14 protein-coding genes are annotated in these 18,022 nt (G+C 41.6%); 6 read left to right on the plus strand and 8 right to left on the minus strand.

The features are described from left to right. Positions 1-32 precede the first annotated feature (32 nt). A complete protein-coding gene (gene astB / locus BI198_RS12990; protein WP_070049943.1) occupies positions 33-1,376 on the plus strand; it encodes an N-succinylarginine dihydrolase in 1,344 nt (447 codons plus the stop codon). A gap of 138 nt (positions 1,377-1,514) precedes the next feature. Here the strand turns inward: astB and BI198_RS12995 are convergent, their stop codons facing one another. Both BI198_RS12995 and BI198_RS13000 read right to left on the minus strand, forming a co-directional pair. Then, a complete protein-coding gene (locus BI198_RS12995) occupies positions 1,515-2,486 on the minus strand; it encodes a tetratricopeptide repeat protein (protein ID WP_083256618.1) in 972 nt (323 codons plus the stop codon). A 198-nt stretch (positions 2,487-2,684) separates the two neighbouring features. Then, positions 2,685-4,901, minus strand: coding sequence for an Ig-like domain-containing protein (locus tag BI198_RS13000; RefSeq protein WP_070049944.1), 2,217 nt, complete (start codon positions 4,899-4,901; stop codon positions 2,685-2,687). Positions 4,902-5,079: 178 nt separating this feature from the next. On the opposite strand from BI198_RS13000, the gene BI198_RS13005 reads away from it, so the two are divergent. Continuing rightward, a complete protein-coding gene (locus tag BI198_RS13005) occupies positions 5,080-6,417 on the plus strand; it encodes a dicarboxylate/amino acid:cation symporter (RefSeq protein WP_070049945.1) in 1,338 nt (445 codons plus the stop codon). 120 nt (positions 6,418-6,537) lie between these two features. On the opposite strand, the gene BI198_RS13010 is transcribed toward BI198_RS13005, so the two are convergent. The 3 genes from BI198_RS13010 to BI198_RS13020 all read right to left on the minus strand — a co-directional run bounded on the left by BI198_RS13010 (position 6,538) and on the right by BI198_RS13020 (position 10,749). Further along, positions 6,538-7,200, minus strand: a complete 663-nt coding sequence (locus BI198_RS13010; protein WP_070049946.1) for a thiopurine S-methyltransferase — start codon at positions 7,198-7,200, stop codon at positions 6,538-6,540. Continuing rightward, entirely contained in the window at positions 7,200-8,195 is a 996-nt protein-coding gene (sohB, locus tag BI198_RS13015; RefSeq protein ID WP_070049947.1) for a protease SohB, read from the minus strand. The genes BI198_RS13010 and sohB overlap by 1 nt, the downstream gene beginning before the upstream one ends. 112 nt (positions 8,196-8,307) lie before the next feature. Next, positions 8,308-10,749: a VolA/Pla-1 family phospholipase gene (locus BI198_RS13020; protein WP_070049948.1), complete on the minus strand. Its 2,442-nt coding sequence runs from the start codon at positions 10,747-10,749 to the stop codon at positions 8,308-8,310. Positions 10,750-10,976: 227 nt separating this feature from the next. Here BI198_RS13020 and BI198_RS13025 point away from each other — a divergent pair, with 227 nt between their 5' ends. Continuing rightward, entirely contained in the window at positions 10,977-11,723 is a 747-nt protein-coding gene (locus BI198_RS13025; protein ID WP_070049949.1) for a YciK family oxidoreductase, read from the plus strand. A 177-nt stretch (positions 11,724-11,900) separates the two neighbouring features. Here BI198_RS13025 and BI198_RS13030 read toward each other — a convergent pair whose 3' ends face one another. The 3 genes from BI198_RS13030 to BI198_RS13040 all read right to left on the minus strand — a co-directional run bounded on the left by BI198_RS13030 (position 11,901) and on the right by BI198_RS13040 (position 15,383). Next, positions 11,901-12,431, minus strand: coding sequence for an H-NS family histone-like protein (locus tag BI198_RS13030; RefSeq protein WP_070049950.1), 531 nt, complete (start codon positions 12,429-12,431; stop codon positions 11,901-11,903). A 95-nt stretch (positions 12,432-12,526) separates the two neighbouring features. After that, positions 12,527-13,963, minus strand: coding sequence for a phosphohexomutase domain-containing protein (locus tag BI198_RS13035; protein ID WP_070049951.1), 1,437 nt, complete (start codon positions 13,961-13,963; stop codon positions 12,527-12,529). 1 nt (position 13,964) lies between these two features. Next, complete coding sequence (locus tag BI198_RS13040; RefSeq protein WP_070049952.1) at positions 13,965-15,383, minus strand: mannose-1-phosphate guanylyltransferase/mannose-6-phosphate isomerase; 1,419 nt, start codon at positions 15,381-15,383, stop codon at positions 13,965-13,967. A 206-nt stretch (positions 15,384-15,589) separates the two neighbouring features. Between BI198_RS13040 and can the strand changes: the two genes are divergently transcribed. Genes can through BI198_RS13055 form a run of 3 tightly spaced genes read left to right on the plus strand, consistent with a single transcriptional unit; the run spans position 15,590 to position 18,009 of the window. Beyond that, the gene (can, locus tag BI198_RS13045; RefSeq protein ID WP_070049953.1) at positions 15,590-16,231 is read left to right on the plus strand and encodes a carbonate dehydratase; all 642 of its coding nucleotides are present in this window, start codon (positions 15,590-15,592) and stop codon (positions 16,229-16,231) included. 31 nt (positions 16,232-16,262) lie between these two features. Next, positions 16,263-16,970 (plus strand): tRNA (N6-threonylcarbamoyladenosine(37)-N6)-methyltransferase TrmO, encoded by a 708-nt coding sequence (tsaA, locus tag BI198_RS13050; protein ID WP_070049954.1) that lies wholly within the window; start codon positions 16,263-16,265, stop codon positions 16,968-16,970. Beyond that, positions 16,942-18,009: a Kelch repeat-containing protein gene (locus BI198_RS13055; RefSeq protein WP_070049955.1), complete on the plus strand. Its 1,068-nt coding sequence runs from the start codon at positions 16,942-16,944 to the stop codon at positions 18,007-18,009. Before tsaA ends, BI198_RS13055 begins: the two co-directional genes overlap by 29 nt. The last annotated feature ends 13 nt before the right edge of the window (positions 18,010-18,022 follow it).

Consider the following 18,022-nt stretch of genomic DNA (forward strand, 5'->3'; position numbering starts at 1 on the left):
CGTGCCATGCCTAAAGAGGATAACAAGCAACTATGAAATTTATTGAAGCAAATTTTGATGGCCTAGTAGGGCCAACACATAACTATGCTGGTTTATCTATCGGCAACATAGCCTCTTTATCTAACGCTAAAAACAAATCTAGCCCTCGCCAAGCAGCTAAGCAAGGCCTGAGTAAAATGAAAGCCTTACATGACCTTGGCATGGTGCAAGGTGTACTTGCCCCGCAAGAGCGCCCTGATGTTCATACATTACGCCGTCTTGGCTTTACTGGTTCAGATGCTGCCGTTATTGCAAAAGCCGCTAAACAAGCTCCTGCAGTGTTTAAAGCCGTTTGTTCAGCCTCAAGCATGTGGACAGCAAATGCTGCAACTATCTCGCCTAGCGCTGATACCGCTGATGGTAAAGTACACTTTACCCCAGCCAACTTAACCAATAAATTTCATCGGTCTTTAGAACCTAACACAACCGGTAATATTTTACAGGCTATGTTCCGTGATCCAAATCATTTCGCGCATCATACACATTTACCCGATAATGATCACTTTGGGGATGAAGGCGCGGCAAATCATACCAGACTTTGCAGCCAGTATGGAAAAACCGGCGTAGAACTTTTTGTTTATGGCCGTCATGCCTTCGATAGCAGCAAACCAGCGCCAACTCGCTACCCTGCTAGGCACACCTTAGAAGCCTGTGAAGCCGTTGCTCGGCTACACGGTTTAAAAGACAGCCACGTAGTTTATATGCAACAAAACCCAGACGTTATTGATCAAGGTGTGTTTCATAATGACGTCATTGCCGTGGGGAATCAAAATGTTTTGTTTTACCATCAACAAGCTTTTGTTGATAGCCAAACTAAATTAGCCGAAGTGCAGCGCAAATTTGGTAATGACCAAGCGTTGCATCTTATTGAAGTAAAAACTAACGAGATAAGTGTTGAACAAGCGATAAAAACTTACTTATTTAACACCCAAGTCATTACATTAAGTAATGGTGAGATGGCTATTATTGCACCAACAGAATGTCGTGATAACGCCACCGTGCATAGCTACTTAGAGCAATTAGTGCAGCGCGACACGCCTATTAAACATGTGCAGTATTATGATGTAAAACAAAGCATGCAAAACGGCGGCGGCCCGGCCTGTTTAAGGCTGCGCGTAGTGTTAAGCGAGCAAGAACAAGCTGCGGTTAATCAGCGTGTTATCATGAGTGACGGCTTATTTAGCGAGCTTAATCAATGGGTAGATAAGCATTACCGCGATGAACTAGCCGAAGCCGACTTAGCTGATCCGCAATTATTAGTTGAATCGCGCACAGCGTTAGATGAGCTTACTCAGCTACTAGATCTAGGCTCTGTGTATCAGTTTCAGCGTGTGTAGCAGTAACTAATACCGGCCAGTTAATAAGCTTTCAAGGCGTTCTTATCTGAACTATTACAGCTAAACGCCTTGGCTGCTTGCATTTTATTTATTACGATATTTTGGTATTTTGCTCGATTGACATTGAACATCTATCTTCTAAAGATCGCTTAGTGCATGTTTTAATTTTTCGTCTTGCGTGGTTGCAAGTAATTCATCAACTATCAACTGAGCACTCCCTTTGTCATCATTCAATAAGTGCAATTGTGCTAAGCGATATTTCGCCCATTCATTTCGCTTAGCATCTGTCGATTCCGTTAAATATTGAGTTAATACCACGATACCTTCAGTTGCTGCTGTTTGTCCCAACACAGCATTGCGTGCTAACTGATATCGTGTTTCAGCCAAAATTGTTACCGCATCATCATCCACAGCAGCTTGCTGTAATGCCAGTTGAAAATAACCTATAGCGCCGCTGTAATCTTCACTCGATGACAATTGCTGGCCACGATAAAAATAGGCTTCTGGGCGCTGCGTTAATATTTCCTTATCGGCTAAAAACTGTTCAAACATAGCTTCATCTTTAAAGTCAGTCATCTTAAGTTCTAATAACAAGCCTTGCAGCTCATCTATTTTTTTTAACTGATTCACTAACTCTAAAGCAGCCTTTTTATCCCCCCCGGCAATACTAGGCGCTTGAGCAAGATAGCTACCTAGGGCTATATAACTGCGAGGATGCTCTGGTGCTAACGCTAGTGCGGCTTCATAGGCCTTTTTACAGCGCTTAGCATAACCTAAAGCACTAAACATACTTACCGAAGCAGCTTTATTACAACTGGCTGTTGCATACCAATGCTGATAATCGGCATTACTGCCATCAAGCTGAATCGCTTTTTTTAAAATCTCCTCCGCTAAGTCAATATTGTTAAGCTTAGCTTCTGTTTCACCCCATAACGCCAGTAATTGGCTATCTTTCGATTTTTTATTTACTTTATCAGCCAATAACGCCTGCGCAGCCTGATAATTTTTAACTTGCCATAAAGCTTCTACTTGATTTGCTAAGTTAGTGTTATTGGCCAGTACAGTAGGGGTTAGCATCAACAAACTCAGGAGTAGCATATTAGTACGCATTAAATGGCTCCAGAAAAAATTTTTTGTTTAGTAGTTTTCAGCGCTGTAAAGCACAGTCTGTTTTCAAACCATAGCTTACAAATAATAAAATTAACAACTAGCAATCTAAGTTACCATTTAAACAAGTTGACTACATGCTTATTGAACCAATAAAAAAGGAGCCGAAGCTCCTTTTTTATTGATTTCATACTTTGTATATTAAATTGTCGTGCGACAATCTGCTTGCACACCTAATGGATTTGCTGGCGGTGGTGACGTTTCAACCGTCACATCCTCGGCTGCAACAGGTAGAGTATATAAGCGATGCGCTACGTTTTCAGTGCCCGCAGCAGTACCTGAAACTTGCAACCTTACATCTAACCATGTGGCATAATCCTGCGGATACTGCACATTAAAGGTCGCAATACCGTTTTCATCCGCTGTTACCGTTCTTGGCACGGTAGCAACGTTACCTGGGGTTAGTAAACCATCACCATTAGTATCTTCAGAAATTTCTAAAATACCGTCAAAGTTTACGTCTTCATTTGGACAAGTAATAACCCGATTACTGGCCCATAATTTGAACTCTTCTGGTGGTGGTGGTGATTTCACCCAAAAACCTTTACCAAATGTTATAGGCACAACGGCGACATTTAACTCTTGATTCGCGACAGGGTTACCTGAACTATCAGTTACGATAATTGAGAACTCTTTCGAATACAGGCTGGCACTTGGCTTAGCAATGGCATTACCCGTACCAAAGCGGAAGAATAATGTCCGTTTACCCACTGCTATATCTGTCATGCCAGCAATAGTATTATCTGCTTCTAAAGCACCATGTATTTGTAAATTTAAACCATCAAAGCCGGTACCAGTATTGGCATCAGCAGTAAATACCGTAGAGGCGACACCTTGCGAGTTAGTTACAGCTGTACCTGAACTGATAGCTCCACCTGCAGCATTATCTAACGAAAATACTACCGTGCGACCTTTTACTGGGTTGTTATTGGCATCACGAACAATTGCCCGTACTGCACTACTTTCACCCGGACCAACTTGTGCTGGGAAGGCTTGCACTTCTACTTTAGTTGGATTAGTTGCGATAAACTCAACCACTTTTTTCGTGCTAACTGCGTCTTCACCTGCACCGCCACGAGCACTAATTGTCGCTAACCCAGCATATTCAGAGCGAACAAAGGCTTCTGCTACACCAGCTGCATCGGTTGTATCTTCAGACGTTACAGCATTAGCTAAGCCCGCTACTGTGCTAGCAATAGCACCACGGGTAGTATTAAAGGTGACAAGTTGGCCAACATTAGCCGCATCGTTAACTAACCATTCCACTGAAAGCTGTTGCGCTGCACTTAAATCAATTTCTAACACATTTTCGCCTTCAGCAGCTGCTTGTTGAAAAGCAAAAGCATCTGCACTGACGTTAATATTTGCAAAGCTAGTCACACCTAAAGCGGTTATGGTTAAGGTATCGTTACCACTATTAACGGCGGTATAACTTAAACTTGCTTTACCTGCAGTGCCAACCGTTACTGGGTTAGTTTCACTTAATGTATTGGCTAAAGATGAACTTACAGCAACCGTTACACCTTGAATGCCTACGCCACTTGAATCGGTTACAAAGATATCAATGGTTGCTGTATCGGCTAAGACTACTGAGTTTGGCGCTGATACATCAACAACAGTCCCTTTAACCTTTACTATTAATTCAGATGTCTGCTGTTGTACCGTTGCTCTAACCGTAATATCACGATTATTTTTATCTGTTTTCGTGGTTAAAGTCGCTCGCGCAATACCGTTTGCTGCTGTTACTGCATCTATTTGCACTAATTCACCAGAGTCGGTTGAAAAAGTTACCGGCACATCCGCAACAACAACATTATTAGAATCACGCACTAAAGCACTTAACTCAACTTTATCAGTTGAGCTTGAGCCTAATTGTAAAGTATCTGCAATTAATGACACGCCACCGATAGTAATATCAACAGAGTCACCACCATCGCCAGCAGAGACAAAGCCGGCATTGCTTGTTACATCGCTAAAGCTGGCATCAACTTGCCCTGCACCTGACTTAGAGCCTACTAGCAATGCTATTGTTGCAACACCATTAGCGTCGGTCAGAGCAGTACCAGCAGTGTTACCAAAAGAGGCTAATGCTGAGTCACTAACAGCAAGATTAATGACTTTATTTGCTATTACACCATTATTGGTAGCACTTAGTGTTGCTGTCACCGTTAGAGGGGTAGATTGCGATAGCGCTGTAGATGCTGAGCCATTTGCGTCAGTTAACGCTACAGCCAATGAGTAAACAACAGTGCTACCATTACCGCCACCACTGTTATCGTTATTCAGGGTACCACCGCCACCACAAGCGGCCAGTGCTGAAATTAATAGCGCGACAAAAAGTCGCTGGACATTCCGCATGTAAACTCTCCCTAGCTTTTCTTATTATTTATAGTTTTGTTAATATTAAGAGTATCTTAAACTAATAACCAGATAAAGGTCATTTCAATTTTAAAATAATTTTTTGCCTTTATCTGCCCATCTATAACACAACCTGTTAGGCTTAGCGCCATTCAATATTCATTATTAGTCAGAAGTTATGGCCGAAAATAAAAAATTAGGGTTAACCGCACGCATTGTTATTGGTATGTGTGCCGGTATTTTTGTTGGGTTTTTATTCAACACCATCTTGGCAGGCCAAGAAGAGCGCATGCTTTATATATTTGGTTTCGACTTTGCTTTAAAAGCGTTCTTTGTTGATGGCTTATTCCACGTTGGTGGTGAAATTTTTATCGCCAGCTTAAAAATGTTGGTAGTACCCTTAGTTTTTGTCTCGCTAGTCTGTGGTACTTGCTCACTGTCCGACACGTCAAGTTTAGGACGGCTTGGTGGTAAAACCATCGGTTTATATTTGCTAACAACCGCTATCGCGATTTCATTAGCTATTTTTGCAGCATTAATCATTGGTCCTGGTATTGGCGTGCAAATGCAAACAGATGCCAGTTTTAGCTTGAGTGAAGCGCCGTCTTTATCGCAAGTATTTATCAATATATTCCCCAGTAACCCAATAGAATCGATGGCTAAAGGCAATATGCTGCAAATTATTGTTTTTGCCGTACTGTTTGGTTTAGCCATGGCCATGAGTGGTAAAGCCGGTGAGCGCTTAGCCGCTGTATTTACTGACTTAAGTGATGTGATTATGAAGTTAGTCACGTTACTGATGAACTTAGCCCCTTATGGTGTATTTTTCTTAATGGCTAAGTTATTTACCACTTTAGGTTTTGAAACCATTGCCAGCTTAGCTAAATACTTTGCAGTAGTGCTATTTGTGCTACTGCTACACGGCTTTGTAACTTACGGAGTGATGTTAAAGGTAGTGTCAGGTTTAAACCCACGTATTTTCTTTAGCAAAATGCGTGATGCTGCCCTGTTCGGCTTTAGCACCTCTAGCAGTAATGCCTCTATGCCAGTAACGATGGAAACCGTTACTAAAAAATTAGGCGTTAAAAATAGTATTGCCTCCTTTACCGTCCCACTGGGTGCCACGATTAACATGGATGGCACGGCCATTATGCAAGGTGTTGCTACGGTATTTATTGCCCAAGTGTTTGGCGTAGACTTAACAGTAACTGACTTTTTAATGGTTATTCTTACCGCAACTTTAGCCTCTGTTGGTACAGCAGGTGTACCTGGCGTAGGGCTCATTATGCTGGCCATGGTGTTACAGCAGGTTGGTTTACCTGTTGAAGGTATCGGCTTAATTATTGGTGTGGATAGATTACTAGATATGACTCGTACGGCCGTCAATATTTGTGGTGATGCCATGGTGTCGTGTATTGTCGGTAAGAGTGAAAAAGAATTTGATATTGATGTCTACAACGACCCTAAAGCTGGGGTTAAAGAGGAAAATATCGACTTTAATAAGTTACGAAATTAGTCAGCCTAGCCTGTTTCATTTACCACTTATTGCCCTATCGAGAATTATAATAGCTCTGTAGGGCAAATCTTATCCTACGTTCAGCATTCTGCTTAGCAATTTTCGTTAATCGTAATTTTATTAATTCAACGTAATTAAATATGCCGTTTCAATTAACCTTGATACGGCAAACTTGCGTCTTGCAAAGCCTTTATTGGTAAGATCTTGCTCGGCTAATACCTGAATGTCTGCTTTAGGAAATAACGCCTGTATATGCGCTGCGCTGACGCTAAACGGTGGGCCATTTTTTTCTTGTTGCGGGTACTCAACCCCTATCAATAATAATTGTGCACCTAGTTTAAATAAGCTTAATAACTTAGCTGCGTATTGCTGTCGCATATCGGCAGGTAGTGCAATTAAAGCGGCGCGATCATAAATAAACTGACAATTTGCCACCGCTTGATTGGGTAAATTAAAAAAATCACCCTGCCATAGGTTTATGCGCTTAGCTTTAAACTCCGCGCTATAACAAGTAAAACCGGCAACGGGCTGGCTAACTGTTGGTATTAACTGCTGCTGGCTAAAAAAATCACGACAGGCAATGTCGGACAGTTCAGCTCCCACCACATTATGCTGCTGGGCTAAAAACGCTAAATCCAAAGATTTACCACATAACGGCACAAATACATCGCCCGCCGGTAAGGCTAGCTGTGGCAAAAGTTGCTGCAACATTGGATGAACATCATCTAGCTGGAAACCTAAGTGATCATTTTCCCAGCAGGCTAGCCAAAATTCGGCCTGCATTAAGATAACCTAGAGATCTGCGCTATTTTTTGCCACCAAATAGACAATATACCGGCAGAGCCAACACCAATTTTCTCTGCGATGCCTTTTTTTAATTGAAATTTAACCTGATAAATATGCCGTGTGCTTAAATGTGACAGCATATAATCATCACTGGTTTGTAACATATCAACTAAATTTAACTCTAATGCCTGATAACCAAACCAGTGCTCACCTGTAGCCACTTTATCTATTTCTAGTTCTGGTCGATGGTCTTGAACAAAACGTTTAAATAATTGATGGGTTTGTTCTAATTCTTGCTGGAATTTTTCCCGTCCAGATTCAGTGTTTTTGGCAAACAAAGTTACTGTGCGCTTAAATTCGCCAGCGGTAAATTGTTCGAAATCAACATCATGCTTTTGCAGCAATTTATGAAAATTAGGTAACTGGGCAATCACGCCAATAGAGCCAATAATGGCAAAAGGCGCTGCAATTAATTTATGACCAATACAGGCCATCATATAGCCACCGCTAGCCGCGACTTTATCTACCGCTACGGTTAAGGGAATATTCTGTTGGCGTAACCTATCTAGCTGAGATGCGGCTAAACCATAGCCATGCACCACACCACCGCCACTTTCCAAACGCAATAGCACTTCATCTTCAGGCGTTGCTACTGACAATATTGCCGTGACTTCTTCGCGCAATGCATCCACTTCTTTGGCATCCATGCTGCCGTTAAAATCGACTACATATAAGCGTTTTGTTAATAACTTTTCTGCATTAGCTTGTTGCTTACTCCAGCTTTTAAATTGTTTTTTATTTAATAGCTTTTGCTGCATTTGCTCTACGCGCTGATGGTATTGCTCGGTTAAATCGCTAAAAATTAATTGTGCTTTACTGGGCCGCGCTTTAGAAGCAGCTGCACCCACTATCAATAAAACAATCACAGCAAAAGCCAATACAAAAGTGACTGTTTTTGCTAAAAATAAACCATATTCGTATATAAATTCCAATCCAGTGCCCTCTTTAATGTCTTATGCCATTGTAACTGGTTATAAAAATAGAGAAACAATTAGCAATAAAAAAAGCTCGGCAAGCCGAGCTTTTTAACTGTATTGCTAAAGATTAATTAGCAGGTGCAATTACACTTGCATCATTAACTACTACTGCCGCACCTTGGCTAACAAAGAAACTCACTGTCTGCTTTTGCATCTCTGTTGTTGCTGCAGCGCTAGTCGCTGGGCTTAGGATTGAACTATGGTCACCTGCAGCGAAGCGAGCAATTGCATTGCCTTCTAACAGAGCAGGACCCGCAGTATCAGGGATCGCAGTAGCCGCTAGTAAACGTGCTAATGGCTCGGTACCTGCTAATGGCATTTTACCCGCTTGTAATGCCGCTAATGGATTAGCAAAGCCATTAGGCACCACTTGGTCAGGTAAGTTATCTACACCATCACCAACTACTTCAATCAAGTAGCTAGGTGTTCCTGAAACCACTAAGCGTTGAGCGTAGTTATTTGGATCGCCAGCATCAGTTACTGTTTGCGCAGCAAAAGCAAACTTAGTAAAAGCCGTATTTAATGCCGTTAATGCCGCGGTATTACCTGTTTGTTGTAAGTACTCAACAAATGGTGGATAACAAGCAGCAAAAGGCGGTACTAATGCTTTACCACAACCGTTATTAACCGTTGCAAAGTCAATATAAGATTGCGCAGTCGCCCCACCGGCACCCAGCATTACACTTGATTTAATAAGTGGACCAAAAGAAGGCGAATCTAATAAGAAGTTTGCAATAGCACCACCTGGCATAGCTAAAGCTGCCGTTTTGATATTATACAAACCATCTAACGCCGGATTACCCGTTGGGCTATTTGCCATAGCCACCATAGAGGTACCTGTAATAGCACCTAGTGAGTGACCTAAGAATTGTACATTAGACATGTCTAAGTCGACACCTTGGGCAAAGTTTAAACCTAAACGTAAACCGAGCATGTCAGCAATACTTTGTCTTAAATTATCGCGAGTGACTAATAAGTTAGATAAGTTCATATAGTCAGTAGCAGAGTTAGTGCTTGCGTTAATTACAACCGTTTTAGTTGTACCATCAGCAGCAGGAACTTCTACGCTATAGCCACGTGTACCATGTAATGGGTGGTCAATGGCAACAGTAGCAAAACCTTGTGACGATAAAGCACCTGTAACCGCTAACATATCACCTTTTTTCGAGGTAATACCGTGCTGTAATATCACTACCGGCCAACCCGCTTCTGGCATCGTAATGCTAGGATAATCAGTATTTGGCACAGTAATCTGCACATCTAAGGTTTGCATACTATTTGTAGCAGGTATGGTATTAAACTTCGTTAAGTGACGAGCTTTATCAAGTTTAGACGTTACATTACCCTCTGCATCGTACTGGGTTAAATCGCGCAAAGCTCCACCACTAGCGCCTTGACAATAAGCATCATTGGCCGACACTGGTGTTTCTGGTTTCATTGATGCCGGTAAGGCAGCAATAATAGCGCCACTATCACAACGTGCTAACCAGCGGGTATTTAATGGTGCTAAAGGATTCGCTTCTGTTGGTTCACCTAAATAGTATGGCAGCTTAATTGTGCCACTATAATAACGGGCTAATTTAAACATAAAACGTGGATCTGCCGGCGTATCAGCTATGGTTTGGCCTGGAAATATAATATCAGATACTAACATGCCGGTATTGCTAGCCATTAGCACTGGTGGAGTATTATTGTTTAATGGGCTAGGTGCCATTAAACCTTTAATTGAGGCTAATACATCACCCGCCGATTGAGTCGTCATAGCGGCAGTATAAATAATGGTATCTTTATTAACGCCTTGTGCTGCAACTGCATTTTCAAAGCCATTAATTAACTGTTGTAAATTACGTTGTGATTCAGTACTTAACGGTTTAGTGGCAAAATCTTGTTTTACCAACTCATACGACGTTGATGGCGCTATAGTATTACCAGCACTGTCTTGTAAAACCGAAGTTAATACTACCATGTAGCTGGTTTTAGGCTTTAATGGTTTTAATGGAATGACGGCAACGCTATTACCATTAGCTGCAGTATAAAAGTCTTGACCGAAGGTTAATTCACCAACCGCTTTACAGGCAAAACCTCGAGGCACTGCACGACAGCTTTCATCGCTAGAGGCTGGATCACCCATTAACATTTCAAAGATTTTCACTGCACCTGGTTGGCTGGCTGAAGTGGCATCTAAACTTACGCCAGCAGTAAAGTCGATATCTATTGCAAATGGATTCTGAGTAGACCAACCATCCAAGGCGCCAAGCGCAACTTGTGGATTAGTATAATCAGGCGAATCACCCGCATCTAAAGTTAAAGTGCCATCGGTTGTACCTTGGAATAATAAATCGTTGGGTACCGATAGCCGCGGCGTTGATGCGCCTGGATCAAATACCACGCGTGATAAAGGTATTATTGGGTTAGCTTGCGCGTCGTCTTTTATATCTTGTAGCGAGTCACCGCAGGCGGTTAGTCCTAGCGCAACCGCAACAGCTATGCTTAATGCTAGCTTGTTCATAATCTCTCCCCGTCCTAATTTCTATTTTTTTATTTGCAAAGCAAAAGCTTACTCTGCTTATTTGAAATCTTTTCGCCAAATTTAGCTATTAACAGCTACGACCAGTTAAAGTTAACTCAATAAAACAGAAATCGCTAGTTGAAAAATACACAATAAAGGAAGAAAGATGCAAATTTCGCATTTTAAGCGTATGCTGACGCCGTTTTTGACCGCGGTGGATTATTATTATGCAACAGTATCAAGCGTCAAAAGACGCACTAAAAAACAAAGTTATTCTTATTACTGGCGCCGGTGATGGAATTGGTAAAGAAGCAGCCCTTACTTATGCTGCCCATGGTGCTACGGTTATTTTATTAGGCAGAACCGTTAAAAAACTAACGGCTGTTTATGATGAAATTATTGCCAATGGTGGTGCCGAGCCCGCTATAGTGCCGCTAGACTTAAAAGGCGCTACCGCTAAACATTATCGCGATATGGCTAGCACTATTCAAAATGAGTTTGGTCGCTTAGATGGCTTATTGCACAATGCAGGCATTTTAGGCGTACTTACTCCCTTTGAGCATATCGATTTAGAGACATGGCAAGACATTATGCAAGTTAATGTTACGGCTGCCATGCTAATGACACAAGCGCTAGTACCTGTGATGCGTTTAGCAGCCAAACCGTCTATTGTTTTTACGTCTTCAGGTGTAGGTAGAAAAGGCCGAGCATTTTGGGGCCCTTATGCGGTATCAAAGTTTGCTACTGAAGGCTTAATGGAAGTTATGGCCGACGAGTTTGAATCGACTAATCTGCGGGTTAATTGCATAAATCCTGGCGCTACACGTACTGCCATGCGCAGCGGTGCCTATCCAGCAGAAGATATAACCAAGCTGAAAACACCGGCTGATTTAATGTGGTTATATTTATATTTAATGAGTGACGATAGTATTAACGAAAATGGCCAATCAATAGATGCCCAGCCAAAACGCTAATGCTATCTAATACTATAAAATAGCACTATCAGTCCGATACTGATGTAGTGTTTCGCTCATCTTGAACAAGAATACACGTTAGGCAAGCTGACTTGGCTTTAAACAGGCCAAAGTCAGACTTGCCTAATGTTGTAATATACTGCAGCTTTAACTCTGACTTAGTTACTTCTGGCTTAGTTATTTTTTGGTTAGGATTTCGCCGCCATTAACTTGCGCCCATTCATTCCAGCTATCAACTTTATTATTGAAATTCTTAACCGCTTGCTCTGTCGCATCAGCAATTAAGCGATCTATTTGACTACTATATTTTTTATCGACTTCTGCCACAGGCAACACATTAATACCACGAGCTTGTAAGCCCTTTTTCATAGTATGAGTGCGCAACAATTGTAGCTGACCATCTTCAACATAAAAATATTGGCTTTCTTTATTGATGGTTTTAAACTTTGGTTTAACCGGTCGCTTTTCTGCTTTGGTTTTAGCCGCGCCAACCTCTGTCGGCAATACATCTGTACTTTGCTTATAGCCTAACTGCTCTAACGTAAAACCTTGTGATTTAGCTAAGGTTTCTAACTGCTCAATTAGCTCCACTTCGGTTTGTCTTTCAGCTAAAACAGCGTTTAATACTTCAATAACCTCAGTTAGCTTTACTAATGTAAGCTCTTTGGCTGCTTTTTTTAGTTCGCGTTTCTCTAATAACAATGACATTGTATTCTCCAGTGATATAGCGTTGCATAAGCATAATCAATAAGTCATTATAAATAAAGAAATTAAACTAAATTATAGTAAACAAACAATCACTATTATTCAGCTGCTGTTAATATAGATATGATTTCAGCCGTCATTTGTTTCATTAATACATAATTTTGTTTCGACTCTACATTTAATCTTAAAACACTCTCTGTATTTGATAGTCTAATGTTAAAGCGCCAACTATCAAACTCCATAGTTATACCGTCGGTATAATCAATGAGTTTAGCCATATAACTATACTTCTTTTTAATCACATTCATCTTATATTCAGGATTATTTAATGTGAAATTTAATTCTCCAGAAGACGGATATTCGCTTATCATATTGGCAACTTGATTAGATAACGACTTAGCACTGGTAGACATGAGCTCTGCAACTAATAACCATGGGATCATCCCGCTATCACAATAGGCAAAGTCTTTAAAGTAATGATGCGCACTCATTTCACCACCATAAATTGCATCTTCTGTACGCATCCGCTCTTTAATAAAGGCATGGCCAGTTTTACATAATATTGATTGACCACCATGCTTAGTCACTATGGCTTGGGTGTTCCAATACAAACGCGGGTCATGAATAATTTTAGCGCCAGGTTGCTGTTGCAAAAAAGCTGAGGCTAATAAACCGACAATATAATAACCTTCTATAAAGCGGCCTTGATGATCAAATAAAAAACAGCGATCAAAGTCACCATCCCAGGCAATGCCCATATCGGCTTTATGCCGCAACACCGCTTCAGCAGTAACCGTTCTATTTTCAATAAGTAGCGGATTAGGAATACCATTAGGGAAGCTCGCATCCGCATGATGCTGCAGTTTAATAAAGGTTATGGGTATGTTTTGCTTTATAAACTGCTGCTCGATAGCATCAACTACATGACCTGCTGCGCCATTACCGGCATTCACCACTAGCTTAAGCGGGGCTAGTTTAGCCAAATCAATAAAACTTAACATTTTAGCGATATAAGGCTGTAATATTGATTGTCTTGCATATTCAGCTTTTGCTATTGCAATGGATTGCTCTGGTGCGACAGCTGCACATTGCTGGCAAAACTGTTCAAACGCATCCTGGGCAAATGGCTGTTCTAAGAATGCTGATGTGCGCTGTTTTATCTCGACTAAGCCAGTATCACCACTAATAGGCCGAGCATTTTCCCGCACTAACTTCATACCGTTATAATCAATTGGGTTATGGCTAGCGGTAACTTCAATCGCACCTTGAATATCTAAATATTGCGCCGCAAAATACACTTCTTCAGTGCCTGTCATGCCCAAATCAATAACAGAAACACCCTCGGTTATTAAGCCAAAGGCTAACGCCAATTTTAAGCGCTCTGAGGTTGCTCGCACATCGGCACCCAATGCAACTTGCTTAGGTTGTAAATATTGGGCGAAAGCTCTGCCAATACAAAAGGCGATATGTTCGTTAAGTTCAGTACCTAAGCGTCCGCGAATATCATAAGCTTTAAAACAAGATAGCTTTTCCATCTTAATCCCGACCATATTTGTCTTCAAATCGCACAATATCATCTTCGCCAAGATAACTACCCGACTGCACTTCTATTAGTTCTAGCGCAATTTTGCCTGGATTTTCTAAGGAGTGAATAACGCCTAGTGGAATATAAGTGGATTCATTTTCAGACACTAAAAACTCTTTATCGCCATTGCGCACTAATGCCGTACCGCTGACGACGACCCAATGCTCGGCACGATGATGATGTTTTTGCACCGACAACTTAGCGCCTGGTTTCACCGTAATATGCTTAACCTGAAACCGCTCACCATTATTGATCGAGTCATATTTACCCCAAGGTCTAAATACCTCGCGATGAAATTCCACCTCGCTACGACCATAACTTTGCAGTTTTGATACGATGTTTTTCACGCCTTGAATATGAGCTTTATTGGCCACTAACACGGCATCTTTTGTTTCAACCACGATGACATCATCTAAACCAATAACAGTGACTAAGCGTTCTTCAGCATTAATATAGCTGTTACGACATTGCTCTAACATCACATCACCGCGACAGGCATTACCGGCCTCGTCTTTAGCCATCACTTGCCATAATGAATCCCAACTACCGACATCGCTCCAACCGGCATCTAGGCTTACCATTACCGCATTGGCCGACTTTTCCATTACCGCATAATCAATTGAGTTAGATGGACTGGCAGAAAAAGCCTCATTATCCAGCCGAATAAAGTCTAAATCTGTTTTTGCCAACGCTAACGCTTGTTCTACAGCTTGAAGAATATCGGGCGAAAACTGCCGTAACTCCGCTAAAAAAGCACTGGCTTTAAACATAAACATGCCGCTATTCCAAAAATAATTACCGCCATCAACAAACTTTTGCGCGGTCACAGCATCAGGTTTTTCTTGGAAGGCTTGCACCGTAAACACATTGCTAGACAATGATTCAGTTAAGCTTTTGCCCTGTTTAATATAGCCATAACCAGTGTGAGCGGATGTGGGCACTATACCAAAGGTGACTAGCTTACCCGCTTCTGCCGCGGGCAAAGCTTGCTCAATGGCTTGATGAAAAGCAGGAATATCTTTAATAGCGTGATCGGCCGCTAACACCAATAACACTGGGTCGGTATCAACTTGCAATGCTTGCAATGCGGCTACCGCGATCGCTGGGGCTGTATTGCGGCCTTGTGGTTCAAGTAAAATAGTCGGCGTGCCTTGGCCTAACTCTCTAAATTGTTCTGCCACCATAAAGCGATGGTCTTCATTACAAATCACTATCGGTTGCTGTAAATTAGCTAAGCCTTTTAACCTTAAAACTGTATTTTGCAGCATACTTTTATCATTCAATAACGGTAGAAACTGCTTAGGCTTTTTTGCCCGGGATAAAGGCCATAACCGAGTACCAGAGCCACCAGATAATATTACGGGGATCATATTGATTCCTTTCAGTTAAATTCCATTCATATAACATGCTAATAAGAGTATAGTCAGCGACTCAGTCATTGGTTAGCAATTTATCTTAACATAACCTAATTTAGTTGAGCTTTATCGCGGCATTTATCGGTTTAACGCTGGTCGGTGCTGCAGATTAAGCTAAAATAAGGTATTTTAGCTCGATTGTTATAGCGCGGAATATTAGTATGCCAGAGTTTAAACAACTATTTGTTAATAACAGAGAATGGGCCGACCGGATTGAATTAGAACAACCCGGCTTTTTTAAGCAGTTATCCGAGCAACAAGCTCCTGAATATTTATGGATTGGCTGTTCCGATAGCCGCGTGCCTGCTAATGAAATTGTAGGCTTGTTACCTGGCGAGTTATTTGTCCATCGCAATGTCGCTAATTTAGTTTTACACAGCGATATGAATTGCTTATCTGTACTGCAATATGCCATCGAGATCTTAAAAGTTAAACATATCTTGGTGGTAGGTCATTATGGCTGCGGCGGTGTTAAAGCGGCTATGTTGAAACAACGGGTTGGCTTTGCCGATAACTGGCTACGCCATGTTAAAGACGTCTATTCGATGCATCGCGAAGAAATCGACGATATTTTAGATGAAGAAGAGCGCTTAAATCGATTAATCGAGTTTAATGTTAAAGAGCAAGTCAGTAATTTATGCCATACCAGTTTTGTGCAAGAAGCTTGGGATCGTGGCCAATCTTTAGCCGTGCATGGCTGGGTATACAGCTTGCGTAATGGCCGAGTTAAAGACTTAAGGGTCAGCCATTCAACTTGCGATAGCATTGATGACATTTACACTTTAGACCTATCCCATGATTAGTCTTCTGTCGTTAGTTACTAAATAGGAAGTCATGGATTCATTTCAGTTTAAAGCTATTGGTTATATTTCATCACCTTATAAGCAGAAGTTTGCTATTCCACGTCAACCGGGTTTAATTGAAGAAGCCCGTGGCAGTATAATTCTTGAAGCAGATTACAGCGATGACACTATAGTACGAGGTCTCGATAGCTTTAGTCATCTCTGGCTAGTATTTGTGTTTCATCAAACTGCGGATAAAGGTTGGTCGCCAATGGTGCGGCCACCACGTTTAGGCGGCAATGCCCGTAAAGGCGTGTTTGCTACCCGTGCCACGTTTAGGCCTAACCCTATTGGTTTATCTGTGGTAAAGTTTGAAGGTATTGAACGAAAAAAAGATAAATTAATCATAAAATTAAGTGGTATTGATTTACTGGATGGCACGCCAATTTTAGATATTAAACCCTATTTACCTTACGCCGATGCTTTACCTGACGCTGCCAGTGGTTTTGCCGATGCCGCACCCGAAACAGCAATGCAAGTGAGCTTCTCAAGCCAAGCGACAATTTTTTGTCAGCAGCAACTACAATACCCTGACTTACAACGCTTTATAGAAAAAGTGTTAAAACAGGATCCACGTCCATCATATAAAAAACAGCGTAGTGGCGAACAGCAATATGGTATGACCCTTTACCACTACAATATTAAATGGACAGTGAACGGAGAGCAAAACCATGTTACTGAGATCCATCCGTTACCTTAGCGTAACGCTTATCGCACTAGTCAGCAGTGCCAGCTTCGCCCAAACAATACCTGACTTACCTGAGCCAGTAACCAGCAATTCGGTTGCTAGCGTTACTTTACGCGGTAAAACCTATATTGTGTCCATGCTAGGTTTGGCCCCAGGTAAACAGTTTAGCGACATGCATAACCATGTTTGGATGCACACCTTAGGTGATTTTAATTGGCAACAGTTACCTGCTGTGCCCAGCAAGCAAAACCTTAATGGTCGAGTTGCAGCAAGCGCAACAGCGTTAAATAATAATTTCTTTATCTTTGGTGGCTACACCGTTAACGCTGATGGCAGTGTACAAACTTCTGAGGATAGCTATCGCTTAGATCCCGTCACCAAACGTTATACCAAGTTAAATGATATTCCAGTACCTATTGGTGATAACGTCGCGCTAACTTACCAAAATCGCTACATTTATCTGGCCAGTGGTTGGAGTGATTATGGTAATGTTAATTTAGTTCAAATCTTTGATAACTATACCCAGCGCTGGTCACAAGCCACCCCGTTACCTGGTAAAGGTGTGTTTGGCTTAAGTGGTGCCATGGTCGATAATAAAATGCTGTTATGTGATGGCGTAACCATAGACTACTTTACTGATAAACCTCGTCAGCTTAGAGCCGAAGCCGCTTGTTACTTAGGGGTGGTAGGTAATAATGCCAACAGTATTGATTGGCGCGTTATTCCTCACCCTACGGGTAAGGCACGTTTTCGCATGGCCGCCATCGCGACTGAAGTAGCCGGTCAAAAAGTTATTGCGTTTATTGGAGGCAGTACAACCGCGCATCGCTATAACGGTATTGGCTATAATCAACAACCGGCAGAACCGAGCAGCGAAGTGTGGCTGTATTCTATAGCAGAACAAAAATGGTTAAGTGCTGAAAACAGCACTGCTATTATGGACTTAAATAGCTTGGTAGATATTAATGGCAGCATTTATTCTGTCGGTGGTATGCAAGCAGAACAACAAGTTAGTAACAAGCTGATAAAACATCAGATTAAACTTAAATAACAACTTAAATAAC

Source organism: Rheinheimera salexigens (genome assembly GCF_001752395.1).
Classification (GTDB): Bacteria; Pseudomonadota; Gammaproteobacteria; order Enterobacterales; family Alteromonadaceae; genus Alishewanella; species Alishewanella salexigens.